General features: G+C 37.7%; 19 protein-coding genes, 4 tRNA genes and 1 pseudogene. 7 read left to right on the top strand and 17 right to left on the bottom strand.

From position 1 onward, the window contains the following. Positions 1–575 precede the first annotated feature (575 nt). From KW850_RS07325 to KW850_RS07315, 3 genes are all read left to right on the top strand, one after another. A complete protein-coding gene (locus tag KW850_RS07325) occupies positions 576–4,121 on the top strand; it encodes a S8 family serine peptidase (protein ID WP_218346913.1) in 3,546 nt (1,181 codons plus the stop codon). A gap of 352 nt (positions 4,122–4,473) precedes the next feature. After that, positions 4,474–5,925, top strand: coding sequence for a sensor histidine kinase (locus KW850_RS07320; RefSeq protein WP_218346912.1), 1,452 nt, complete (start codon positions 4,474–4,476; stop codon positions 5,923–5,925). After that, positions 5,922–6,608 (top strand): response regulator transcription factor, encoded by a 687-nt coding sequence (locus tag KW850_RS07315; RefSeq protein ID WP_218346911.1) that lies wholly within the window; start codon positions 5,922–5,924, stop codon positions 6,606–6,608. The genes KW850_RS07320 and KW850_RS07315 overlap by 4 nt, the downstream gene beginning before the upstream one ends. A 133-nt stretch (positions 6,609–6,741) precedes the next feature. Here the strand turns inward: KW850_RS07315 and KW850_RS07310 are convergent, their stop codons facing one another. Beyond that, entirely contained in the window at positions 6,742–7,032 is a 291-nt protein-coding gene (locus tag KW850_RS07310; protein WP_308128765.1) for an ankyrin repeat domain-containing protein, read from the bottom strand. A 106-nt stretch (positions 7,033–7,138) separates the two neighbouring features. Here KW850_RS07310 and KW850_RS07305 point away from each other — a divergent pair. The 4 genes and pseudogenes from KW850_RS07305 to KW850_RS07290 form a co-directional block, all read left to right on the top strand. After that, positions 7,139–7,486, top strand: a pseudogene (locus KW850_RS07305) (ankyrin repeat domain-containing protein); the annotation flags it as partial. 105 nt (positions 7,487–7,591) lie between these two features. Beyond that, positions 7,592–8,551 carry a DUF4822 domain-containing protein gene (locus KW850_RS07300; protein WP_218346909.1) on the top strand — a complete coding sequence of 320 codons (960 nt, stop codon included), beginning with the start codon at positions 7,592–7,594 and terminating at the stop codon, positions 8,549–8,551. 384 nt (positions 8,552–8,935) lie between these two features. After that, the gene (locus tag KW850_RS07295) at positions 8,936–9,094 is read left to right on the top strand and encodes a hypothetical protein (RefSeq protein WP_218346908.1); all 159 of its coding nucleotides are present in this window, start codon (positions 8,936–8,938) and stop codon (positions 9,092–9,094) included. Between the two features lie 398 nt (positions 9,095–9,492). Beyond that, positions 9,493–10,296: a fumarylacetoacetate hydrolase family protein gene (locus tag KW850_RS07290; protein WP_218346907.1), complete on the top strand. Its 804-nt coding sequence runs from the start codon at positions 9,493–9,495 to the stop codon at positions 10,294–10,296. Between the two features lie 273 nt (positions 10,297–10,569). On the opposite strand, the gene KW850_RS07285 is transcribed toward KW850_RS07290, so the two are convergent. The 16 genes from KW850_RS07285 to KW850_RS07210 all read right to left on the bottom strand — a co-directional run bounded on the left by KW850_RS07285 (position 10,570) and on the right by KW850_RS07210 (position 25,506). Then, entirely contained in the window at positions 10,570–11,517 is a 948-nt protein-coding gene (locus tag KW850_RS07285; protein WP_218346906.1) for an L-lactate dehydrogenase, read from the bottom strand. Positions 11,518–11,547: 30 nt separating this feature from the next. After that, complete coding sequence (locus tag KW850_RS07280) at positions 11,548–13,164, bottom strand: lactate permease LctP family transporter (RefSeq protein ID WP_218346905.1); 1,617 nt, start codon at positions 13,162–13,164, stop codon at positions 11,548–11,550. Between the two features lie 333 nt (positions 13,165–13,497). Next, positions 13,498–13,977, bottom strand: coding sequence for a 23S rRNA (pseudouridine(1915)-N(3))-methyltransferase RlmH (rlmH, locus tag KW850_RS07275; protein ID WP_218346904.1), 480 nt, complete (start codon positions 13,975–13,977; stop codon positions 13,498–13,500). Between the two features lie 101 nt (positions 13,978–14,078). Beyond that, complete coding sequence (locus tag KW850_RS07270; RefSeq protein ID WP_218346903.1) at positions 14,079–14,237, bottom strand: CxxH/CxxC protein; 159 nt, start codon at positions 14,235–14,237, stop codon at positions 14,079–14,081. A gap of 148 nt (positions 14,238–14,385) precedes the next feature. Next, entirely contained in the window at positions 14,386–15,624 is a 1,239-nt protein-coding gene (locus KW850_RS07265; RefSeq protein WP_218346902.1) for a S1C family serine protease, read from the bottom strand. 389 nt (positions 15,625–16,013) lie between these two features. Then, on the bottom strand, positions 16,014–16,808 hold the full coding sequence (locus tag KW850_RS07260) for an MBL fold metallo-hydrolase (RefSeq protein WP_218346901.1): 795 nt from the start codon (positions 16,806–16,808) through the stop codon (positions 16,014–16,016). 6 nt (positions 16,809–16,814) lie between these two features. Then, positions 16,815–17,615, bottom strand: coding sequence for a two-component system regulatory protein YycI (locus KW850_RS07255; RefSeq protein WP_218346900.1), 801 nt, complete (start codon positions 17,613–17,615; stop codon positions 16,815–16,817). Further along, a complete protein-coding gene (locus tag KW850_RS07250) occupies positions 17,602–18,924 on the bottom strand; it encodes a YycH family regulatory protein (protein WP_218346899.1) in 1,323 nt (440 codons plus the stop codon). The genes KW850_RS07255 and KW850_RS07250 overlap by 14 nt, the downstream gene beginning before the upstream one ends. Then, a complete protein-coding gene (walK, locus tag KW850_RS07245) occupies positions 18,921–20,747 on the bottom strand; it encodes a cell wall metabolism sensor histidine kinase WalK (protein WP_218346898.1) in 1,827 nt (608 codons plus the stop codon). The genes KW850_RS07250 and walK overlap by 4 nt, the downstream gene beginning before the upstream one ends. 6 nt (positions 20,748–20,753) lie before the next feature. Then, positions 20,754–21,464 carry a response regulator YycF gene (yycF, locus tag KW850_RS07240; RefSeq protein WP_218346897.1) on the bottom strand — a complete coding sequence of 237 codons (711 nt, stop codon included), beginning with the start codon at positions 21,462–21,464 and terminating at the stop codon, positions 20,754–20,756. A gap of 405 nt (positions 21,465–21,869) precedes the next feature. After that, entirely contained in the window at positions 21,870–23,288 is a 1,419-nt protein-coding gene (locus KW850_RS07235; protein WP_218346896.1) for a peptidoglycan DD-metalloendopeptidase family protein, read from the bottom strand. Between the two features lie 346 nt (positions 23,289–23,634). Then, positions 23,635–23,707: transfer RNA gene (locus KW850_RS07230), tRNA-Phe, on the bottom strand. A 6-nt stretch (positions 23,708–23,713) separates the two neighbouring features. Then, a tRNA-Asp gene (locus KW850_RS07225) sits at positions 23,714–23,790 on the bottom strand. Between the two features lie 64 nt (positions 23,791–23,854). Beyond that, positions 23,855–23,926 (bottom strand) — tRNA-Glu (locus KW850_RS07220). Between the two features lie 37 nt (positions 23,927–23,963). Beyond that, a tRNA-Lys gene (locus tag KW850_RS07215) sits at positions 23,964–24,039 on the bottom strand. 174 nt (positions 24,040–24,213) lie between these two features. Further along, positions 24,214–25,506 (bottom strand): adenylosuccinate synthase, encoded by a 1,293-nt coding sequence (locus tag KW850_RS07210; RefSeq protein WP_218346895.1) that lies wholly within the window; start codon positions 25,504–25,506, stop codon positions 24,214–24,216. Positions 25,507–25,600: the final 94 nt, after the last annotated feature.

Here is a 25,600-nt window from a genome sequence, read left to right as displayed (position 1 = left end):
TAAATGACACCTAGACATAGTGCAGTCTAGGTGTCATTTATTTCTTTGTATAGAATAAACCTCATTTACTTATGATACGGTTCACCGTTACGATAATTGGGCAGAAATAAAACTGTAATATTTTCTATTTTTTACTAAAGTCATAAAAATGGAATGCATTTTTACTATTTTCCCCCAGTTTACTGTTACATTCAATTCTAAAAATAATATCTTCGACAATACCCTTCGAACAAATAAGTGATAGTTCTACTTTAATCTAGCTTTTACGACATTTTATTTAATAAAAATTAAGTCATTTGAACGAACGCTTCCTTCAATATTCCCCCAATTTACATTATTATTAAGCCGCTTTATTATTTGAATTAGTCATAAATTAGCTCACTATTTTATAGAATTTGTGACTTCCATCCCTAATACCCACTAACATCAATGACAATTATCCTACCTAACAGTTTATATTTAAACCAAAATTATAAACCACTAATCTCTTAATCATTTTAGTAAAGAAATATAAAACTTATAGATTCTAGGATCACAAGTTTTATATTTAAATATATAAAAAAGGGGCTACGCTTATGAATAAAAGTAAAAATAAGGTATTTAAGGTAATGTCCACTGCCGCTTTAACCTCATTAATTTTTTCATCATTTACTGTTTTTGCAGAAAGCAATGATACATCACCCCCATCTCAAACGGGTGGAAAAATGGTGGAGCAAGGAAGGCCTTTATTTTTTAATAAAGATATAGAAGAAACCAGTAAAGATGATTTGTATTCTAAAGACATTAAAAAGGAAGGTCTGGCTAAACCATATAACCCAAATGATATGGTTCGTTTAATCGTAGAAGTCGAACAACCAACAGAAGTTGATAAAAACTCCAAAAATAAAAAAACTTTATATAGGCAAAAGCAAGACAAAGTAATTGATGAAATCTCAAAGAAAAATAAATCTAAATCAAAATCTCCTACAAAAGTGAAACATCGTTTTTTTGAAGGGTTTAATGGATTTAGTTTACAAACAGAGTTTCAGAATATTAAAGATATCCAGTCCATTCCAGGAGTTACGAATGTACATATTGCAAACACATTCCAGCCAACTATGGGAGCAAGTAAGGAACTAGTACAAGCCCAAAAAGTATGGAACCAATATGGTTATAAAGGTGAAGGCTTACTAGTAGCGGTAGTTGATTCCGGTATTGATTATATGCACAAAGATATGAAACTACCTGATAAAGCAAAAGAAAAAGAGAAATGGACTCAAGCAAGCATCAATACTAAATTTCAAGAGACAGATGTAAACGAAGTTTGGTATAGCGATAAAGTACCAACTGGTTATGATTGGGCAGACAACGATACAAATGTCATTCCTGGTCCAGATGGAAGTTCTCATGGTACGCACGTTGCTGGTACAGTTGGCGCAAGCGGCGATGAAACAAAAGGTGGTGTAGAAGGAATTGCACCAGGCGTTCAATTGCTAGCTGAGAAGGTATTTTCAGATAATGGCGGCGGAGCTTATGAGGATGATATTATCGCAGGAATCGAACATGCCATTATAATGGGTGCAGATGTTATCAACATGAGTTTAGGTGTTGATGCAGGCTTTGTAAGTGAAGAAGACGATCCTATTCAAAAAGCCGTTCGGGTGGCAACAGAAAATGGCACCCTTGTTGTCGCAGCAGCGGGTAATGCATCATACAGTACAAAAAATAATCTATTGTTCTCTTCTTTAAAACCATATGCAGAAAATCCCGATATTGGAGTAGTAGGTTCACCATCTGTAAGTCCATATGCTATATCTGTTGCTTCATATGAAAATTCAAAAATTCATTTTAATACTCTAGTTGATGCAAATGGGTATCAGCTTCCTTACCAAGATCAAACGCAATATAACTTTAAACTATCTAAATCTTTATCACCAAATCAAAGTTATGACCTGGTATATGTAGGTAACGGACTTAAAAAAGCTGATTATTTAGATCAAAGTGGTCAACCAAAAGTAAAAGGTAAGATTGCTGTGGTAAAACTACAGGATCAATATTCTTTCTATTCTAATTTTCAATTTGATGCAGAACGTTATGGAGAAGCTATAGCCGTTATTATTATTCCACCAGATAATATGGCTGACTACCCATACTTAGGCTTAAGTTCTTATTCCATTCCCGCCGCTACAACCGGCAAAGCGGCTGGTCAAGAATTGATCAATAAACTGACAAGTGGTCAAGCGGTTCAGATGAAATTATCAGGCGGTACTTGGCTAGAAAACACAAAGAAAGACTCGATGTCCGATTTTTCATCCATTGGATCCCCGCATACGTTAGATTTTAAGCCAGAGATTTCTGCTCCTGGTGGAAATATCTATTCCACTGTACCAGGAAATGACTATGAAGTAATGAGCGGAACATCCATGGCAACGCCTCATGTTGCAGGCGGTTCAGCATTGTTATTGCAGGCACTTTATGAAAAAGGATTGCCACATTCAGAAAGTACGGTTTTAAAAGCAAAACTAGCATTAATGAATACTGCAAAGGTTGTTATGGATCCACGAACAAATGGTGCTGTACCGTATTCACCAAGAGTACAAGGATCTGGATTAATGCAAATTCAAAATGCCATTCATACACCAGTCATTATCACAAGCAAAGATACACCTTTAAAACAAGCGGGATTCGTTGCTCTAAAAGAAATGGGTCAAAAAACAAGTTTTAAATTAAATGTTGAAGCATTTGATGCTCCTAAAGGTAATAAAGATGATATTGAATACCAGGTTTATGTTGATGTGCTAAAAGATAAGACTGAAATGAAAGAATTTGATTTAGACAATGATGGTACTTTAGACTCCAAAGAGTATCTAACCTTAACAAGTGAACGTATTAATGGTGCAAGCGTCACTGTGAATGATAAAAAAGTAACACAAACAGACGGAGCCTCTATTAAAATAAAACCTGGTCAAACAAAAATGCTAACAGTTAATGTATCTTTACCAGATTCATTAAAGAAAAATAGTTTTGTAGAAGGGTTTGTCCGTCTAGTTCCAGTAGCAAAGGATCAAGATAAAGCCGTACCTTTATCCATTCCTTATATGGGCTTCTATGGAAAATGGGATGAGCCACAAAATATTGACCCTGCAGCATGGGAGAAAGATGCATTTTTAGGCTATACCGCTCTTTGGGATGATATATCAGAAAGTTATCCAATGGGATATGACCCAGCTACGGGAAGATTTAATCCTAATCATATTGCTTTCTCGCCAAACTTCTTTGCTAATGGTGTCTATTCAACCTTTACAGCTTTACGTAATTTACAAAAAACCGAAATGTATGTCGAAGATCCATCAGGAAATATCATTCAATATTTAGGTGACTTTAGCGAGTATACAGGAAAATCATGGAAATTCGGAAAAAATATTATGGCATATGGTGATTTTGGAATTGGCGGATATCTATGGGATATGAAAGATAAGTCAGGAGAATTTGTACCGGATGGTGTTTATCAATATGTGATTAAAACGACATTAGATTATACAAATGCAAAACCACAGATAGTGAAAATGCCCATTAAAGTCGACTCTACTGCTCCAATGATTTCTGATATCCAAGTAACGCCAAAGGATGGAAAATATGAAATTTCCTTTAAGGCAAAGGATAATGAAAATGGAAGTGACTTTTTAGGAGCTGTCCTTTGGGTTGATGGACAATATAAGGATATAGCTCCAGGGGAAACTTCTTTAATTGTAAATAATGAACCAAAAAGTGTTGTCGTCTTAGCGGCCGACTATGCCTATAATCAATCGTACGCAGTTTGGGGAGATCCAAGCTATGTTAATCAAGACATGATCATTTCTTTTTTCTATGTAAGTCCGACGGAAAATGTTAACAAAAATAATCCAGCACAAATTATTAGTTACGCTTCAAACAGAATAGACTGGACAATTAATATTAAAGATGGAAATGGTAAGATAGTCGATTCTTTTGAAGTGAAAAATGAACACACACTTCGAACCCAATGGGCACCTAAATCTGATCTTCCAGATGGGACGTATTACATGTCGGCTGATCTAGTTACAAAAAGCGGCCTTAAAGCGACAACAGAACCTCAACAATTAACGGTTCGCCAACAACCATAAAACCTTCATTTGATTTAAGAAAAAGCTATCGTTCCTATTTATTTTAGGAATTGATAGCTTTTTCTATGTAGAAGCAGTTTTCTTTTATAAGAATTTATGTTCTTGGTAAATTTAAAAATAAGCTCATTTATATATTCCTAACTAGATAACAACAAATCTTCCTTATTCTACGCTATTACTATTTAAGCCGTTTATTGTTAGATGTTTATGAACATTTCATATATATTTTAGAAAGTTTTAAGGATTATGTGATATGGTACATTTGCAAACAGTATCTCCCATTCAAGAATAAGCCGAAAATGGTGAACTTTCATTAAAGAATGAGCAAGAGATAGACACTGGAGTGAATATAATGTCAATTAAAATGAGGTTTCTGTTGTCCTACGTTGGGGTAATCCTTATTTCTATCATTTTATTTTTAGCAGCTGGTTTCTTACTTATTTTTGCGATAACTGGTGATGTAAATTCTATCGAGTATTTTTACAAAAAATCTTATGTTCAAAAACCATTAACACCCGTAGAGGAAAGTGCGTTTCTAGACTTAAAGCTGTTGGCTAAACATAATCCTAAGCAACTTCTTAACCAAGAGGAACTAAAAAAGATTGAACGGCAAGATATTAAGATTGTCGTAAGAAAGAATAGAAACATTGAGTACGCTTCTCCCACTCTTAATAAGCAAACATTGATTAAGTCCCTTCCCGGGTTTGAAGAAACGAACATTAATACACGAGATACGATTAAAATTGAAGATTATTTTTTCACTTATGTGAAGTTTGACTTCTATTTTCCAGATAAAAGTAAAGGAAGTATTTTTGTATTGAGAAAGGCAAGCTCCTTTGCTGAATTGACTCGGGAGTTGTTTCCAATTTTATTCGGTCTATTGCTAGTTCTATTTATAATAATTATTGGACTTTTGAACTATCTAGTTTCACGAAGCATCATCAAGCCTATTTCAATTCTTAGAGAAGGTGCTGAGAGAATAAAATCAGGAGATCTAAATTTTGAAATCAAAGCTTCTTCGAATGATGAAATCGGACAATTAAATAAAGCGTTTGAGGATATGAGAATAAAGTTAAAAGAATCCGTGAATCTCCAGATTCAGTATGAGGAAAATCGAAAAGAACTATTGTCCAATATTTCGCATGATTTGAAGACTCCTATTACTTCAATTATTGGATATGTTGAGGGGATAAAAGACGGTGTAGCTAATACTCCACAGAAGATGGACAAGTACTTATCAACTGTGTACCAAAAAGCAAGATATATGGATTCATTGATAGATGAACTGTTCTTATTTTCCAAGCTGGATTTAAAAAAAGAGCCCTTTACTTTTGAAACCGTCGAACTGGATAAATATATGAGCGACTACGTAGAAGACCTTCATCTTGATTTACTCCAACAAGGGATCCAAATTGACCTTCATCTTATGGACAAACCGATAAGTGTACTAGCAGATAGGGAGAAATTAAAACGCGTAATGGCCAACCTAATTAGCAATTGTGTAAAATATATGAATAAGGACCAAAAGAACATTACCATTTCTCTATATGAAGGAATTTATGATGTAACTGTTCAAGTAAAAGATAATGGACAAGGGATAGAGCCGGCTGCTTTACCTTACATTTTTGATCGTTTTTACCGGGCAGAACAATCTAGAAATTCTCAGACAGGCGGAAGTGGCTTAGGACTTGCAATCACAAAACATATCATTCAAGAGCATGGAGGGGAAATGTGGGCTAAAAGCAAGATAGGAAAAGGTACAAGTATCTTCTTTTCCTTAAAGAAGAAAGGAAATGTATTGTGAAAAAGATATTGCTTATTGAAGACGATGTTAGTATTTCAGAACTACAAAGAGACTATCTAGAAATTAATCATTTTAATGTCGAAATTCAACATAATGGTGATGCAGGGCTCCTACTAGCTCTTCAAAATCATTATGATTTAATTATTTTGGATGTCATGCTCCCAGGTGTAAATGGATTTGAGATATGTAAACAAATACGCGCTGTTAAAAATATTCCTATTTTGTTTGTATCCGCTAAAAAGGACGAGATCGATAAAATTCGAGGTCTCGGTTTAGGGGCAGACGATTATATTACCAAACCTTTTAGTCCAAGTGAACTGGTAGCTAGGGTGAAAGCACATTTAGAGCGTTTTGAACGTTTAGCAGGAAATGAGGCTAAAAAAAATACCATTTTCGTTCATGGAATATCCATTGATAAGTCAGCGCGCAAAGTTCATATGAACGGAGAAGAAATTCCGTTTACAACAAAAGAATTCGATTTATTTGTGTTTCTTGTGATGCATCCGAATCAAGTATTAAGCAAAGAACAGCTATATGAAAATATATGGAGGTTAGAATCAGCAGCAGATGTTTCAACTGTCACCGTTCATATCAGGAAAATACGAGGGAAAATCGAAAGGGATCCTGCACATCCGAAATTCTTGGAAACTGTTTGGGGAGCTGGGTATCGATTTAATGTGTAAATTAAATAATCTGTTTTAGTAACCGTCACAAAGGTGGCGGTATTTTTTATGGATATAAAGAAATTTTATTAAAAAGTTTATTTTTTTTTAAGAAATTATTTAGAGGGAGTTTAAGATTAAGTATTAACATAATTTAAGTAACAATTAACGATTGGCTGGCTTCAATCGTAAGTTTAAGAATATCTAAATATCCTTCTGCACCAGCATACAGGAAGGGGCTATTTTCCATGTTGTCCTGGATGTTGACATCTGCCCCCGCGTCAATTAGGATTTTTGCAATCTCTACATCATTGTTATAAGTCGCAATCATCGTGGCAGTTCGCCCTTGTGAGTCCTGTGAATTAATATCAATACCTTCCTCAATTAATCTTCTTATGGTGTCCGTTTCTTTGTGTTCTACAGCTTGAAATAGTTGTTGATTCACATCTATCTCTCCTTTTCTCTCATTTTGCTGTTTATTCGGATCTCCAGCGTTTTCAGAGGCACATCCCTGAAGAATGAAAATACATCCAATGAATACTGTCAGCCACCTCCACATCACAAGTTCAGCAGGTGCCGACCCATCTGTAACTAACCGGTACGGAGGAACGGCTTTAATCCCAGCTTCTGAACATGGGTATGTGGATGTTATTAAAGAACTTCTTACCAGTACAGATATTGATATTAATCATGTAAATGATCTAGGTTGGACAGCTTTACTAGAAGCGGTTATTTTGGGTAATGGTGACAAAAAACAGCAGCAAACAGTGCAATTACTAATAAATCATGGGGCAGATGTCAACATTCCTGATAATAAGAATGTGACACCTTTACAACACGCACGCAAGAGAGGATTTAAAGAGATTGAACAAATTTTGTTAAAAGCACGAGCGAAATAACAAGATCGAATAAACTTCAATAAGTAAAAACAAACCGTATTTCTACTATAAATCGTAGATACTACTATAAATTACACTACAATAATGAAATAAGGAGACTACAAAATGAACAAAAAAGTAAAAACATTATCATCAATACTACTCGGGTTCACATTATTACTAACAGGTTGTAACACCATTGCACAAGCCAATCAAAGTGAACAGAAGCAAGAACAAAAAGCTAAAGACAGTAAAAAAGATAATAAGGTAACCAAAGGGCAGGAATTGGCTAGTATACTAAGCAATACAAACTGGCAAGGAACAAAAGTATATGATAAAGATAATAATGACTTAACAAAATATAATGCAAACTTTATTGGTCTCGCGAAATATGACGATGAAACATCGAGATATGAATTTTTTGATAAAACCACCAAAGAAAGTCGTGGCGATAAAGGAACTTTCTTTATCACCAACGATGGGAAGGTTAGAGTATTAATATCAGAATCGATGGGTTACCAAGCTGTTGTCAAAATAACAGAGCTAAATAAAGATATGTTTACCTATAAAAGAATGGGTAAAGATGCTAATGGTAACGATGTAGAGGTATTTGTTGATCATATTCCTTATAAAGAAACAGAACTTTCCTTTACTGATCCGGACAAAAAGTTGGAAACAACCACAGGAGAAGTTGTGACAAACATTGATGGGGATAAAATTTTAGCAGGCACCCTATGGCAAGGAACCGTGGCATTAGATGAAAATGGCAACGATGTATCCAGTTATAATTCTAATTATTTAGGTCTTGCCAAATATGATGATAAGACAAATAAATATGAATTTTTTGATGCTAAGACTGGTGAAAGCCGCGGTGATTACGGCTATTTCGATGTCGTACATGGAAATAAGATAAGAGCCCATGTTTCCCTAGGGATGAAGTATGGTGCCGTTCTTGAACTAACAGAGCTTAATGAAAATAAATTCACCTATAAAAGAAAAGGTAAAGATAAGGATGGTAAAGACATAACCATAACGGTTGAGCATATACCTTATGATGGTGATATTAAACTTAAATTCTCTAAGTAATAAATACTTCAAGCAGGACTTAGCATGTAGTCAAGAAGGGAATGGTTTTCTCCATTCCTTTTTTGTTTTCTTTAACAAGTGATACGGCTCGCATAAACGATTATACCTGCAGTATTTCCCAATCACGGCAATCCACTTTATTCCCCTAAAATTTACCATATAAATTTTTTTTATTTGTTACTATAACTTTATAGCATTTTATTTATTTCCATTCTTGCATTATCATTGGTATGAAGAAATAAATAGTTACTTCGTTAAATCCTAGAGTGCGGATTTCATCATGCTAAATCATCCTTGAGGTTAAACATAGCTTAAGTTATCTTTAGCCAAATTATAGAAGTCTGTCTGTAGGACAGAAATGATTTTAAAATAGGAGGAATTTTTATGTGGATTATCACTCGTTACTTAGATTCAAATATTTCCATGTTTGAATTTGAAACTGAAGAAGAAGCAAGAGAGGCTCTCAAATACATGAATGGCTGTAAAATTCTTTCTGAAGTTGTATACTTCAATGATCCTTGTTATCAGCAGGAAGCAGCTTAAGATATTTGCATTCTAATGAAGGTTAGAAGGTTGAAATCCCAGGTTGCCAATTAACTAATTTTCTAGAGAACATAATTAAGCAAAGAGAAATCAAATGACACTCTCTATGAACGATAAAAGCAGGAACTATCATCTAGTTCCTGCTATGCCTGCTTGGAGAGAAGATCATACATAATGGTTACTGCAGAAGATCAGCTGATACCCCGGGACTGAAATTTTTCTGAATGAATTCCCTAATGTATGAATTAGACATGGAAAATGAAGCTAAAGATGCTTTTAAGAATAGACAAGGTTATAAGATTCTGAATGAGATGGTTTACCTTGAACCAAGTTCCTCATTAGTAACGATAAACATCTAGACTGAAAGAACAACAATTATTTCGATGGAGTGATCATAAATGGGATTACAATTGCTGAAGCGAACACAAACGATAGTTCGTTATCAGAATCGTAACGGTGAAATATATTACGGGATCGTTGAGGATAACGAAATTTTACAATTGACCAGTAATTTTACTGAAATTGTAAACAATGAACTAAAATTTGATGGAGTACGAGTTAAATATGATGATGTGAAAATAGTAGAGCCTGTAATACCCTCAAAAATAATTAATTTCGGCTGGACCTATGCCGGACACGCAAAAGAAACGGGTGGAACAGCCAACCTCAAAGAACCCTTTCTATTTTTAAAGCCTACCACTTCCTTGATTCCAGATCGTGGTGAAATTACTCTTCCGCCAAATCATTTAACCCAGCAGGTCGAGCTAGAAGGGGAAGTAGCACTCGTTATTGGGAAAAGAGGCAAGAATATAAAAGAAGAAGAAGCGTTTGATTATGTATTTGGCTGTACAATATTTAACGATGTAACGGCAAGAGATCTTACAAAAAAAGATCCCCAATTTACCCGCGGCAAAGGATTTGACACTTTTGGGCCGTTGGGTCCGTGTATCGTGACAGGTATTGATCCAACTAATTTACGAATCGTTACTACTTTAAATGGAGAAGTCGTACAGGATGGCAATACTAACCAGATGTCGTTGTCGATCCCTTTCCTTATCAGCTGGGTTTCACAAATTATGACATTGGAGCCGGGTGATATTTTGGCTACTGGTTCACCTGCTGGAAGTTGTCCAATGAAGTCTGGTGACATCGTATCTGTGGAAGTAGAAAAGATCGGCAAGCTGAGTAATTATGTACTATAGCAGATCCTTTGAAAAGAAGCAGGGCACTCTTAACGATAATTCGTATAGTTTTGGAGTACAAAATTATAAATAGCACACCAAAACCGTAAAAAACGCACTAATAATCAGTGCGTTTTTTATTTTCAAATTTAAAAAACTAGTAATAATTAAAAAGTGTTTCCTTAATACACCGCCTCCATTTATGGTAAGTTTCACCGTGATCAATCTATATGAGGTTATTTTTAACATCATTTGTATTTATATTAAATTGATTAAAGTAGCCAGTACTAATTCTTAAATTACCGGTTTCATCGTTTCTTTTAGTACTAAAACAGAATGATTGAATTGTTCTTTTTCCTTATCATTGAGCTCAATTTCAACTATTTCTTGAATGCCAGCACGATTAATTTTTGCTGGAACTCCGATATATACATCATTTTGTCCATATTCTCCGTTTAGATATGCAGATACTGTCAGGATACTGTTTTCATTATTAAGGATTGCTTTCGTAATCCGAACAAGGGACATTCCTATTCCATAATACGTTGCCCCTTTACGTTCAATAATCTGATAAGCAGCATCACGGACGTTAACGAAAATGTTATCTAGACATTCTTTTTTTAAATCTCCCTTCCGTTCCAGAACCTTATCGACATGCTCAATTCCTATCATGGAATGGCTCCAAACAGGAAGCTCTGTATCTCCATGTTCACCAATAATAGCTGCATGAACATTTCTTGTATCAACATTGAAGTACTTCCCTAGTGCAAACCTTAGCCGTGCAGAGTCTAATACCGTCCCTGAACCGATTACACGTTCTTTTGGTAGTCCTGATTCTTTCCAGGTTACATACGTTAAGATATCTACTGGATTTGTTGCCACTAAGAAGATTCCATTGAATCCACTTTCCATAATGCTTTTTACAATTTGTTTAAATATTTTCGTATTTTTTTCAACTAATTCTAATCGGGTTTCACCTGGCTTTTGTGCCAATCCAGCAGTAATAACAACTAAGTCCGCACTGCTGCAATCTTGATAAGAACCGCTCCAAACGTTTATTGGTGAAGGTGCAAACGGCATTCCGTGGTTAAGATCCATCGCCTCTCCTTCAGATTTTGCTTCATTTACATCAATGAGGACTAATTCCTCAGCAACTCCCTGGTTAATCAATGAATACGCATAACTGCAACCTACAGCACCTGTTCCAACTAGAACAATGCGATTTACTTTTTCTTTATTCATGATCATTAATCTCCCTTCGAATGAAAAAATTTAAAATATTAACCAACTAATTATTCCAATTACAACAAGTAAGCCTAAACTATATTTAATTGTCACTTTAAATAATTCACTTTCTTTTCCTGCTATTCCAACTGCTGCGGCTGCAACAGCGATAGATTGAGGTGAAATCATTTTGGCCATTGTCCCCCCCATTACATTGACAGCAACCATTGTTTCAGGTGCTATGCCAATTTGTGAAGCAGTGACAGATTGAAGTGGCGCAAATAAGGAACCGCTGTTTACAACACTGCCTGTTAAAAATACTCCTAACCATCCTAGTACGGGTGAGAATAACGGAAATACCGCACCGGTTGAAGCAAAAGCTAAACCGAGTGTTGACGACATACCAGAGTAAGTACAAATATATGCAAAAGCAAGTACACTGCAAATTGTTAGGACTGGTGAGAATAATTCTTTTGCCGTTTCTTTTGTAGTGTCCAACAGTAACTTACTGCTGCAGCGAAAGAGAATGCTTGCGACAATGATTGTAATGATAATTGCTGTTGTAGTAGATGAAAATAAATCTAATTTAAATACTGCCGCATATGGTGTATCTTGCGGAACTATTGGTGCATGCTTAATGACTAAATTATTTAATCCTGGAATTGGCAGTAATAATACCAACTTTTCTAAAGGACCACCTGGAATAAATAAATTTTTGAAAAAAGATAAGTTAAACAAAGTAACACATAAGGTTAAAAATATAAATGGCAGCCAAGCATAAGCAATTTTTCCAAAAGGGTATTTAATCTGTCTATCTACCATCTTTTCTTTATTAATGCGGAAAATTTCTTTCGGTTTCCATACTTGCAAAAACAATGCTAGTGCCACTAAGCTCACAATGGCAGCAAAGATATCTGCAAGTTCAGCACCTAAGAAAGTTAGAACCATTGCCTGTGTAAGTGCAAATGAAACACCGCTGACTAGTACTGCTGGGAAGGTTTGTCTAATCCCTTTCAACCCATCAATGATAAAAATTAGTAAGAATGCTACTACTATACTTAAGATTGGAAGGACAAATGCCGTATATCTTCCAACAACAAGACCATCTAACCCTGTAAGCAGGGAAGGAACAGTTACTGGGATACCCATCGCTCCATAAGCACCACCTGCAATGTTTGCAATCAAACAAAGACTTGCTGCATATATAGGACTAAATCCAAGTCCTACTAAAATGGCCGCTGTTATCGCAACAGGTGCTCCAAATCCTGCAGCTCCTTCCAAAAATGCTCCAAATGAGAATGCTACAATTAAAACTTGTAATCTTTGATCGGCTGTAATAAAAGAGATACTATTTTCGATAATAGTAAATTTGCCTGTTTTTACGGTTATTTTATAAAGGAAAATAGCAGCAAAGACAATAGAAGCCACCGGCCATATACCAGCTAATATTCCATATATTGCAGACATTAAAACTAAGATCGCAGGCATTTTATAGATAAAGACTGCAACAATTCCGGCAACAATTATACTGTAGAGTCCTGCCATATACCCTTTTAATTTAAAAACTGTGAGCATTACAATAAATAAGAATATAGGAATGGCAGCTATACTAGCAGACAACCAAATGTTACTCAATGGATTATATACTTGCTCCCATACATTCATGCTGTTCAACCCCCTGTTAGATGTACATCTTTTATTATTGACCAATTATAAAAAAACATTGATTCATACTGTGAACTATATAAAATTAAAAACCAATAATTTTACTTTCACTAAAAATATTAGTTTTTAATAATCTCACGGTAACAACGGTAGTATATCATCTAGTTTGTGATTATTTTCACATAACATTTGAATAAAATATGAACTTTAATTATTTGCAGCTACTATCTTCATTTCTTTAAATAAAGTTTCTATCGTGATAATAGAGCTGAATTAAGATTAGCAATAAAAAAACAAAGAGCTTTTGCCCTTTGTTTAATAAAAAAATCTCATTTACTTATGGTACGGTTCATTCCGATTAATCCGAAACGCCCGATAAATCTGCTCGACCAGGATGAGCCTCATCAACTGGTGGGGGAAGGTCATCCGCGAAAATGACAGCTGCTCATTCGATCTTTTGATGACTTCCTCACTTAAACCCAACGATCCGCCTATCACAAAGGCGATTTTACTTTTTCCATAGGTTGCAAGTTTATCTAATGATTCTGCAAGATTTTCAGAGGATCCTAATTTTCCTTGGATAGCTAAGGCAATGACATATGTATCTTGGCTAATCTTTGCTAAAATTCGTTCGCCTTCTTTTTGCTTCACTTGCACCATTTCTAACTCACTTAATTCCTCAGGTGCCTTTTCATCGGCAACTTCAATGACATCGACCTTCGCGTAAGCAGTTAGTCGTTTTAAATATTCCTCAATTCCTTGCTTTAAATATTTCTCTTTTAATTTGCCAACCGTAATAATGGAGATATTCACAATCCACAGCCCTTTACAACTTGATTACAAACAGTTTACAAACAAGATATCCACAGAAGTTATCCACATATTCACATTTTTTATCCACATCTTGTATGGAATCACTTGTTCGCCACAACATATGTAGCTGGATTTTGACAATATTCACAGTGTGTTGATAAGTTATCCCCATCTATTTTTGATAAAACCGGAAATGTCTCAAATTCATCCACAATCTCATCTAAGGCAATATCCACATGTTCCTCACAGCTATAAATCATTTTTACCGTCAACCTTTCCTACATTTCTACTTTATCGTTATTGTTTACGTTTTAACTCACTATCATCCGAGATCCCTCAATAACTTATACATAATAACATAAAAAAAACAAGAAAGTGACTTGTTCACTTTCCTGTTTTTTCGCAGCATTATTGGGTTGTATCTGCTGATAATGTTAAAGTCGTTTGCTTTAGCTTCCCATCACGGTAAAATTTAATCTTCAATTGCTCGCCAATTTTCTTTTTCTGGTACAAATGCTTCCTAAGATCGATGACATCATTAATTTTTTCTCCATCCATCTCTACGATTACATCCAACTCTTGTAATCCTGCTTGAGCTGCTGGCGAATTCGGTACGACTTGTCGTAAGGCTACCCCATAATTGATACTACGAGGTAATTTAAGTGCTTCTTCTTGATAGTAGGCAGGAATTTCAGAGACTGATTTTAAATCAACACCCATATATGGACGCTTAACCGTGCCAAACTTTTCAAGGTCGTCAATGATTGGTCGTGCAGAGTTAATAGGAATCGATAAACCAATTCCTTCTACAGCATTTTCCGCAATCTTCATCGAGTTTATACCAATAAGCTGACCAGCAATATTAATCAACGCCCCGCCGCTGTTACCAGGATTGATCGCGGCATCGGTTTGCAGTACTTCCGCATTCCAGTCGATCAGCCCATCCTGATTAATATCCACGGGAATTGTTCGCTTCAGTCCAGAGATAATACCTTGTGTGACAGACCCTGAGAAGGTTGCGCCCAGTGGGTTCCCGATGGCGATTACTGGTTCGCCCATTTTTAAGCTGTCAGAATCACCGAATTCTGCTACCTTTTTAATCTTGGCCGCATCAACTTCAAGTACAGCCAAATCAGTCCAGACATCACTGCCGAGCAGCTTAGCTGGTATCTTAGTGCCATCACTAAAACTTACCTCTAGCTTTGTTGCTCCTTCAACGACATGGTGATTCGTGACAACATAGGCTTTGCCGCCTGCTTTTTTATAGACGACTCCTGAGCCCGTTCCAGCTGCTTCTTCTGACCCGCCTTCTTCGTCGGTCCAAAAGTTGGATGACTGGATATTATTAATTCCAACCACCGCATCTGCAGCCTTTTCAACTGCTTTCGTTGTATTTGTATTCACATCATAAGAAATCTGCTTTTGGGTGAAATTCTGATTATTATTATTGGTATTGGATTCTACTGCATTGTTTTCATTTGTTTCAATTTGATAGGGAAGAATCCCCCGGCTTGATAGGGTAGGAATGGCAATGAAAACTAAGATAGCCCCAATGATTGCACCAACGATGCTAGCAAGGAACACCCCACCTCTATTTCCTTTCTGTTCCCTGAAGCGGTTTTGTGAATGATCATCATAATAACCCACTTACAACATTCCTCACTTTCCGAAAAGATTGCTACCGTTTATTTTGGCTTATAATTACAATTATACTCGCTATTCTGTAAATTACTAAATAATTACCTTGTGTTAATAAAAACTTACCACTTTGTTCATAGATTTTTAATAAATGGCTGGCTGTGTTATGTTGGAATGTTGATTTACGCTCTAGGCGCGTGCGGTTCGCGGGAGTTGCGCGGGGAGCCTCCTCGGCGCATAGCGCCTGTGCGAGGTCTCCCTACCCCCGTACTCCCACAGGAATCTCGCGCCTGGAACGTAGATCAACGGTTTAAGTATCCAGAGTTACATTAAACACAGCCTAATAAATAAAAAAAGAACAAAGTGCCTATAAAAAGGCTCTTCGTTCTTTTAAAATGCTATACAGCTGTTAAGGCTGTTGGTATTTTTGGGTCTGTATCATAGAGTCCGAATTGTTCACCCACTATCAGGCCACGTTCCTGCAAGGTTTGGGTGACCGCCATTTTTGCTAAGTCCTTCATGTTATTGTCCATGCTTAAATGTGCAAGATAGATTCGCTTGGTCTGATCACCAATTACATCACTCATCGCTAGTGCCGCATCCTCATTGGAAACATGGCCTAGGTCACTTAAAATTCTTCGCTTAATATTCCAAGGATATCGGCCCATCCGCAGCATTTGAACATCATGGTTGGATTCAAAAATATACACGTCGGCATTCGAGATGGTTCCCTTCATTCTGTCACTAACATAGCCTGTATCTGTGATCAGGACGAGTTTTTTCCCACCATGATGAAACACGTAGAACATTGGCTCGGCCGCATCATGGGAGACCCCGAATGACTCAATATCCACCGAACCAAAACTCTTCACGGTTTCCATATTGAAGACAAACTTTTGCTCAGTCGGAATGGCACCCACTGAACCTTCCATTGCCCGCCACGTTTTTTCATTCGCATACACAGGCAGATTGTATTTACGCGCGAGAATACCAATTCCTTTAATATGATCACTGTGCTCATGCGTCACAAATATTCCGGAAAGCTTACTAATATCACGATCAATTTGTCCAAACAGAGCTTCCATTTGCTTGCCGCTAAACCCCGCATCTACAAGAAACGAATGTTCATCAGACTCCACATATAGCGCGTTTCCTGTACTCCCGCTTGCGAGAATGCTATAACTTAAAGACATACGATTTCACTCCACTTTACTTTTTTCATCGCTGCTAAATTGAATTATCTGGCCTTCAAATGCGTTCACAAATAGGCTCTCCTTGCCATCGACTTCAAAGCGCCATGTGGGCGCTAATACTTGGGACGCCGCCAGCTGAATCAGCGTGGAATAACCAAGTTCAATTGCGGTTATATTGCTCTTTGACTTCAGCATCCCCTTCTGGTGCAAGGTTTCAATCGCCTTCAACGGCGGCAAAATTTCTTCCTTGGCCGTTAACTTTTCCATCTCCACCAGGTAGGTCTGATCGTAGGAGACAATTTGATTCCCTTTACCAATTTTAAAAGTAATCATCCCATTAATGTTTTTAAATAAAGGGACATTCCCAGAGGTCTGAAAGTAAGTGACTGATTGCTCCTTGTCACTTTTCTCTCCAAATTGATAATCTTCACCAAAAAGGACATTATCGTTTATAAAAGTAGATAATTCAGCAGGTTCAAACTTTGCCGTAATCTTGATTGGCTTCTCTAATGTAACATGGAGCGTTGTCGTTCCTGTTCCCCTAATGGCCACAGGTTTTTCCTTCAGCTTATCAACATCCACCTGACTAAAGACCTTTGGCTTTGCACTGAGATACTGGGCCTGAATGGGGTCCTTGGGAAGGTCGACATACTTAATCTCATCCGCTTTTAGCTTTTCTTCAAACGAGGCCTCGGTTATCACCTCATATTTATTAGCGTCTCGGATTTTCATGAATTGGTATAAGAGATACACATCTAAGATTAAGAAAGTAATAATAAAAATAGTTTTTATCTTACTCCAATCCATGCTGCATTCCTCCTAGCTCTTCCATCGTAATCTCTCCCCATGATTTATCATAGAGATAGAACCAGGCAGGTTCTAAGACGATTAGCTTATTCTCCTTTGAATCCCGATCCATGCGATAGCCCAAGACCATATCTTCTAGGAGCCCTGGTTTAAAATTCTTTTTGTTTTGTAAAAATTTCAAGGCGTCATGTCCTGAAGGACGGGTCACCTTTACCATCTCCGTTGTTAATGGGAGTTCTAAGGCAATGTTAGGCCGAATATATTTATTGATCTCATCGCGGCCCCACACTTCACTAATTTCCGAAATCCCATTTCCACTGAAGACAGGATAACCGTCCCTGCTATACAAGCGAAAGGTTACAGAGTGGGTATATTCATTTTTATAAACATAACGATAAGGATCGGTCCACCCTCCATGTTCATTGACAAAATCAATGCTCCGTTTCACTAAATCATAGGAAGTATTGATATAATTCTCCTCTACGGTCGGATTGACATAACGTAGAAGATTACTTTCAAAATTCACGGTCATTTTACTAGAATCGCTCGTGTACTCTTCTCCTGTAGGGACAAAACTCTTTTGGACAAAACTAGGGTCGCTAAAAAGGGCTTCTTTGAACTCTTCAGAATCAAGCGTAACCGGCAAATATTTATAGGTCGTCATCTCCGTGACTGTTTCTGGCAGGAAAATAGTCCGTTTATCAGATGCTTGAAATGCCAAATGTTTTGGGAACTTTGCCGCCTTCTGATAAAAATCATGTTTAAACTCATTTAAATTAGCCGTTGAAATATGACTAATATAAACTTGCTGATTCACGGTGGAAACAAAGTAAACAATCCCATTTTCCTTGACTGAATTCTCCACATTGATGATCATCCTATTGAAGTTAAAAGAAGGGATTTTTTTCCCTTCGATGTTTAATACACTCCGGTATAATTCAATTGGAACTTCCCCTGGGAATTTAATTTCTGTATTGCCGCTGCCATGAATTAATTCTTTGAAGTTTTTGTCTTCATTCGTATATTTTTTAACATCAAAGAAGGCCCAACCGCTCATTTCCTTAATGACCTTTTCAATCTCGGTTGTGTTGTTCGTCCCGTAATGCTGGCCTTTCACATGATACAACAGCTGATCAGGACGAACAATTTTTTGAACCTCTTGTTTTTCACTTAACGAGACCTCTTTTACATTTTCGCTGCTTTCCATCGTTTCATAGTTCGGTTGGTACGTCCAAAGGTTCCAAGTTAACAAGATACTGACCAAAACTAGTACAGTTAGAATCCCTGATTTAATATTTTCGTATCTCATGACCAATCATCCTCTTCAGAACGTTCATATGGGAGTGAAAAGGAGATTTTTGTTCCCTTTCCTTCCTCACTTGTTGCCCAGATTGCCCCGCCATGAGCATTAACCATTTCCTTTGCAATCGCCAAACCTAGGCCTGTACCGCCTAATTTCCGCGTTCTCGCTTTATCAACACGATAAAAACGGTCAAAAATATTTTTAATATTCTCTTTTGGAATTCCAACCCCTTGGTCTGAAATGCTCACAATAATTTTATCGTCCATTTCTTTAATCGAAAAAGTGACTTGGCCGCCTTCTGGTGAGTACTTTAAGGCATTGGAAATAATATTGTATAAAACCTGTGTCATTTTATCTTCATCCACTTCAACAAAGATGGCATGCTTTGGAAGCTTTCGTTTAAACGTAACATTTTGTTCCTTGGACATTTCAAACCTGTCGATGATGCGGTCAAAGAAATCAACAAAGTTAACCCACTCAATCGTCAGCCGATAATCCGTACTATCCATTTTTGAAAGCTGGAGCAGGTCATTCACTAGACGAATCATTCGTTCCGTTTCAGTCCGCGTCACTTCTAAAAAGTTCGGAGCAATCTCCTCATCTCGCCATGCTCCATCTGCAAGGGCCTCTAAGTAACTCCTCATCGTTGTCAGTGGTGTCCGCAGTTCATGGGATACATTGGCGACAAACTCTCTCCGTTCCGCATCAATTTTTTCTTGGTCGGTAATATCATGGAGGACCGCAATTAATCCATTGACAAATCCCGTCTCTTTTTGAATAACAGAGAAATTCGCACGCAAGAAATAACGCTCTTTCTTGGTACTATAATCTAAAATAATGGAATCCTTTTCTTCCAATAAGTCTTCAAAGGAATTAGTATCATCTAAATCAAGTAACGACACGATAGGCTGTGTCAGCACTGTTTCACGTGAAACATTCAGCATTTCAGCCGCGGGTTCATTGATCAATATGACGCGGCCTTTCCGATCGGTGGCAATCACTCCATCTGTCATATAAGACAAAACAGAGGAAAGTTTCCTTCGTTCCCCTTCGGTCATCGCCTGCGCTTCCTGCAGTTTCTTTGTTAAATTATTAAAGGTAACCGCCAGTGTTCCAATTTCATCATTGCCATAGACCTTAACTTTCCGTGAAAAATTACCCTTGGTCATTGCCAAAGCCTGCTTTTTCATATCGGCAATCGGCCTGGTAATCGTTTGAGCTAACAAAATACCCAACACCGCTGTAATCGATAAGGCAATCGCTGTACCGGTGGCAAAAATCTTATTGATTGTTTTCATTTGTTCAAAGACATTCTCAATTTTGGCTACCAAGTAAATCGCACCGATGACCTTTTTTCCGGACTTTATTGGGGTAGAGAGGACCCAAATCCGATGTCCGGTTGGTTTATCTATATTAATTGCACTTTGATCCTCTTCTAAAACCATCGATTGCTTCACTTGAAGTTTAGTGGTCCGCTGGCCAACCACCCCTTGGTTACTAGGATGGGAGGTACCAAGAATTTTAAGGGACCTGTTTTCAATTACCTGAACTTCTGATATATCACCTGCATCAAAGTCTCGTAGGATTTTCTTGATATCTTCTTCGAGTGTTGGATCTTCAGGTGTTCTTTCTTTCTCCATTTCCTCGACAATATTATAGGCAAGCAAATCAACCCGTTGTTTTAACGATGTTTGGAAGTTTGTCCGTAATGTTTCTTCGAGCTGTTTGACAAAATAAACACCAATAATTTGCATGGCCACTAATATAAGGAGGACATAGATGATAACGAATTTTACGTGTATAGAGCGAAAGAAACCAACCTTTTTCATTCTTTGTTACTCCTGTTCAGGATTGCGTAAATAGTATCCTACCCCGCGCCGTGTAACAATCCAGGTTGGATGGCTAGGACTGTCCTCAATTTTTTCCCGCAATCTTCTAACCGTTACATCCACTGTCCGCACATCACCGTAGTAATCGTACCCCCAAACGGTTTGCAAGAGGTGTTCCCTTGTCATCACTTGGCCGATATGCTTGGCTAAATAGTAAAGCAATTCAAATTCACGATGTGTCAATTCAATTGACTCACCACGTTTTGAAACGATATAGGCATCTGGATGAATCGTCAGAGAGCCAATTTCAATTTCATTCGTTTCAGTTTCAGCATCGGTCTGTGACAGTACTTGCTGGTGACGACGCAAATTCGCCTTAACGCGGGCAATTAGTTCTCTCGTACTAAACGGTTTCGTCACATAATCATCTGCACCGAGCTCAAGTCCTAAAACCTTATCAATTTCAGAATCCTTCGCCGTCAGCATGATAATCGGCATTTCATATTTCTTACGGACTTCACGGCACACTTCCATCCCGTCCCGTAAAGGAAGCATTATATCTAAAAGGATTAAGTCCGGTTGTATTTCGTCAACCAACTCAAGCGCTTCATTCCCATCATAAGCACAATAAACGATGTATCCTTCTTTTTTTAAGTTAAACTGAAGAATATCAGCAATAGGTTTTTCATCATCGACCACAAGAATTTTCTTTTCCATACCATTGCTCCTTTTCAATTAGTCGTTTTAATCTATTTAATCAAATTTTACTAGAAGTCATAACTATACTATTTTACTGTATCATGTTATTGGCATAAATTCACCTATAACCATTTGGTAAGAATGGCATTAATCGATAGTAGCAATTATTGCATTAATAAAGCCTTATTTAAAAATAAGCTCTGTTAAACCTTTCTGTTGATTTCCGCTCCAGGCGCTTCGCTTTCCGCGGGCGATCCGGGGAGCCTCCTTGTCGCTGCGCTCCTGTGGGGTCTCCCATGCCCCGTTCTCCCGCAGGAGTCTTCGTGCCTTCCTCTCCAATCAACAGAGTGCCAAAATCAACAATAGACTTTACCATAGCCTAAAAATAAGAAGAGTCTCTAGCATTTACTAGAGACTCACCTTTTATCTTAAATAAGAAAGTGGATTTACTAAGCTGCCGTTTTTATATACTTCAAAATGCAAGTGTACACCTGTAGCATCTCCGGTAGCCCCCATTATTCCAATGGCGGAACCCTTGGAAACCGTTTGACCTACTCTTACCTTAAGAGATGACATATGGCCATATAGCGTGCGGAACCCATTACGATGGTCAATCACAATTTTATTGCCATAACCGCCGCCCCAGCCTGCAGAAACAACCACGCCATTGTCCGCTGCCTTGATGGTTCTGTTGCTTGGTCTGGCAATATCAATCCCTTTATGCATTCTGCCCCATCTAGGACCCTGCTTACTGGAGATGTACCCACCTACTGTTGGCCAGGCAAAGGTACCGTCACCGCGTGATGGAATCACTTTGGTTCCTTTGATGACAATCTCATCAACAGGCTGTTTCAGGATCGTTTCCTTAACCTCAGCCTTGTTTACGGTTACACCACTTTGTTCAGAAATTTTATAGGTAACGGAGCGCGAGCCGCTTTTACCTTCTTGTTTAACCTTCTTTTTCCCTTTTAACAGCGACTTGTCCTCAACCACTGTATGTTTATAGGGAATTTCTTCCTTTTTGTTTACTTCTTTCTCAACAATTACTTCAATAAACGGTTTTGGAACAGTCAAATTAATTTGCGAGCCAATCTTCAAAAGTGAATCTTTTGATAATCCAGGATTCACGTCTAAAATGTCCGCCAGCTTCATGTTGTGATCATCAGCAATGATTTCAAGTACATCGCCTTCTTTAATCACATATTTCTTTTCTTCTAGCGTCCCTTTTTGTAAAAAGGTAACTGCTTCGTCGGCTGAGATAATTTTCTCTGGAGCCGTATTTTCATTTGAAAATGAAACATTTTTAGATAGTCGTACGTCTAATAAACGAGACTCATTTTCTTTTAAGGCCGGTAATGTCGTATTGCCTGAAGCTTTTCTCGCTTGGAGTTCTGCTAATTGATCTGCTGGCACATACTGATGGATCAGCTTCTTCATGACTTCTTCCGCTGTTGGTTGATCTTCAACATAAACAACAGGTTTTCCATCAATCATGATGGCAGCAGCCTCTGTTTGAAGCTGAAAGATATTTCGAATGGTAGGAACCGATTCAGACTCTTTTTCAGCATTTGGGAATACTTGATACGGAATGTTTTTCACCTGCTGAGCAAGATCAGTTTCACTAACTTTTTCAGCAACGATTTTATTCACCACATTCTTATCCGTTACATTGCCTATATATGTACCTTCAAGATATACATGATAATCCTTCGATGATTGCGATTCATCAGCAAACGCGACAGGACCATTGCTAAAGGCAATCAGCGATGTTGCCATGGTGGTCACAATTGTCGTTTTGAGTAATAACTTTTTAGCATGAGATAACTTATCTAAAAATAACATTTTTCCTCCCTAAACCACGGTAAAACCCTATTAATCTATTGTTTTCTAGCATTAATGAATTTTCCAGAATTTTAGACCTAATTTACTTTACCATAATTTTTTGTAAATAGATTAATAGTCAACATAATGTAACAAAAATGAATAATTACTGACATTCGGCTACTTTATCTTTTTAAAGAATAGGGGGGAAATCCTATTAAATCAGGGTTTTTCTAGTTCCGAAGAAGGAGGAGCAATTATTACAAATTTCGACAGGAACGGATCGTTTTTTTCTAAAAATAGATTTGTTTATTACAATAAGATTACAACAAAAAAAGAAGCCTGCATTTGCAAGCTTCTTTTTTTATGGCTCAGGACGGAATCGAACCGCCGACACAAGGATTTTCAGTCCTTTGCTCTACCGACTGAGCTACTGAGCCACTATATGGCGGTCTGGACGGGACTCGAACCCGCGACCTCCTGCGTGACAGGCAGGCATTCTAACCAACTGAACTACCAGACCAAAATTAATTGATTGTCAGCAAGGAAACCGTCCTTGCCAGTCTCTTCCTGACAACCAAAAGCCATGACCCCTACGGGATTCGAACCCGTGTTACCTCCGTGAAAGGGAGGTGTCTTAACCACTTGACCAAGGGGCCATATTATTGAAAGTTATTTTGCTGTCGCAAAAAACTATGGTGAGCCATGAAGGACTCGAACCTTCGACCCTCTGATTAAAAGTCAGATGCTCTACCAACTGAGCTAATGGCTCGTACTTGTTTTTTCTTCTGTCGTATCGTGACGACGCTTTTTATAATAGCACGGATTATCTATTAAACGCAATACTTTTTTAAAAAAACTTTTTAAAAAGTTTGAAGCCCTCAAAAATGAGGGCTTCATTTCATTCATTACGTCTAACTAATTATGCGTCAAAGAGGTACCGCTTTTAAATTTGTCTCCACGGGCTGCGGACAACATTTGTTTGATTGCGATCTGGCCCCACTGAGAATGTGGTTAATGGAATACCAGTTAGCTGGGTCACACGTTCCACATAATGGCGGGCATTGACAGGCAATTCGTCTAATGTTTTCACTCCCGTAATATCTTCTGTCCAGCCTGGAAGCTCTTCATAAACAGGTTCGCATTGTGCTAATACCTTCAAGCTTGCAGGATATTCCGTAATTAGCTCACCTTTGTAACTATAAGCTGTACAGATCTTTAAGGTTTCAATCCCTGTTAAAACGTCAATTGAATTGAGCGACAGGTCGGTTAAACCGCTGACACGACGGGCATGGCGGACAACGACACTGTCAAACCAGCCAACCCGACGCGGACGACCTGTGGTTGTGCCATATTCACGGCCAACTTCACGGATGCGATTGCCAATTTCATCATTTAATTCTGTTGGGAATGGCCCGTCACCAACACGAGAGGTGTACGCCTTGCATACTCCAACCACATGAGTGATTTTTGATGGTCCAACCCCGGAACCAATTGTCACGCCGCCAGCTACTGGATTAGATGAAGTTACAAATGGATAGGTACCCTGGTCAATATCAAGCATAACCCCTTGTGCCCCTTCAAACAGAACGCGTTTGCCCTCATCTAAGGCATCATTTAAGACAACGGATGTATCACAAACATACTTCTTAAATTGTTGACCATATTCATAATACTCGTCGAGGATTTCTTCTTTCGTAAATCCAGTTGTTTCATAAATACGTTCAAACAAACGGTTTTTCTCTTCCAAATTACGTTCAAGCTTTTCTTCAAACACATCGCGTTCAAGCAGATCAGAAATTCGAATCCCGACACGCGCTGCTTTATCCATGTAAGCTGGTCCAATTCCTTTTTTGGTTGTCCCGATTTTATTTGCGCCTTTACTTTCTTCTTCGACCGCATCAAGTTTTAAGTGATACGGAAGAATCACATGAGCACGGTTACTAATGCGAAGATTATCCGTTGTAATGCCCTTTTCATGTAAATAAGCAAGTTCTGTAACAAGTGCCTTTGGATCAACAACCATTCCGTTTCCAATGACACAGATTTTTTCTTTATAAAAAATTCCAGATGGAATTAGGTGCAATTTGTACGTTTCTCCGTTGAACTGTATGGTGTGGCCTGCATTATTTCCTCCCTGATAACGGGCAATTGTCTCGGCATTTTCAGAAAGGAAATCTGTAATTTTCCCCTTACCTTCGTCTCCCCATTGCGTCCCAACAACTACTACTGATGACATATAAGGCACCTCCAAATTATATACGTTTTTCTATTTTCCATAGACAAGTTTACCAACTTTTGTAGTTAAAAGCAAACAAAACACGAACGTTTAT

This window comes from Bacillus sp. sid0103, assembly GCF_019219025.1.
This window is presented reverse-complemented; position numbering and strand designations above follow the sequence as displayed.

Bases quoted from the DNA above. Each gene is read 5' to 3' on its own strand.
- walK (WP_218346898.1), bottom strand. From the start codon at position 20,747: ATGAAAAAGGTTGGTTTCTTTCGCTCTATACACGTAAAATTCGTTATC.
- KW850_RS07270 (WP_218346903.1), bottom strand. From the start codon at position 14,237: ATGATTTATAGCTGTGAGGAACATGTGGATATTGCCTTAGATGAGATT.
- KW850_RS07300 (WP_218346909.1), top strand. From the start codon at position 7,592: ATGAACAAAAAAGTAAAAACATTATCATCAATACTACTCGGGTTCACA.
- yycF (WP_218346897.1), bottom strand. From the start codon at position 21,464: ATGGAAAAGAAAATTCTTGTGGTCGATGATGAAAAACCTATTGCTGAT.
- KW850_RS07325 (WP_218346913.1), top strand. From the start codon at position 576: ATGAATAAAAGTAAAAATAAGGTATTTAAGGTAATGTCCACTGCCGCT.
- KW850_RS07235 (WP_218346896.1), bottom strand. From the start codon at position 23,288: ATGTTATTTTTAGATAAGTTATCTCATGCTAAAAAGTTATTACTCAAA.
- KW850_RS07290 (WP_218346907.1), top strand. From the start codon at position 9,493: ATGGGATTACAATTGCTGAAGCGAACACAAACGATAGTTCGTTATCAG.
- KW850_RS07210 (WP_218346895.1), bottom strand. From the start codon at position 25,506: ATGTCATCAGTAGTAGTTGTTGGGACGCAATGGGGAGACGAAGGTAAG.
- KW850_RS07260 (WP_218346901.1), bottom strand. From the start codon at position 16,808: ATGTCTTTAAGTTATAGCATTCTCGCAAGCGGGAGTACAGGAAACGCG.
- KW850_RS07280 (WP_218346905.1), bottom strand. From the start codon at position 13,164: ATGAATGTATGGGAGCAAGTATATAATCCATTGAGTAACATTTGGTTG.
- KW850_RS07320 (WP_218346912.1), top strand. From the start codon at position 4,474: ATGTCAATTAAAATGAGGTTTCTGTTGTCCTACGTTGGGGTAATCCTT.
- KW850_RS07285 (WP_218346906.1), bottom strand. From the start codon at position 11,517: ATGAATAAAGAAAAAGTAAATCGCATTGTTCTAGTTGGAACAGGTGCT.
- KW850_RS07255 (WP_218346900.1), bottom strand. From the start codon at position 17,615: ATGGATTGGAGTAAGATAAAAACTATTTTTATTATTACTTTCTTAATC.
- KW850_RS07250 (WP_218346899.1), bottom strand. From the start codon at position 18,924: ATGAGATACGAAAATATTAAATCAGGGATTCTAACTGTACTAGTTTTG.
- KW850_RS07295 (WP_218346908.1), top strand. From the start codon at position 8,936: ATGTGGATTATCACTCGTTACTTAGATTCAAATATTTCCATGTTTGAA.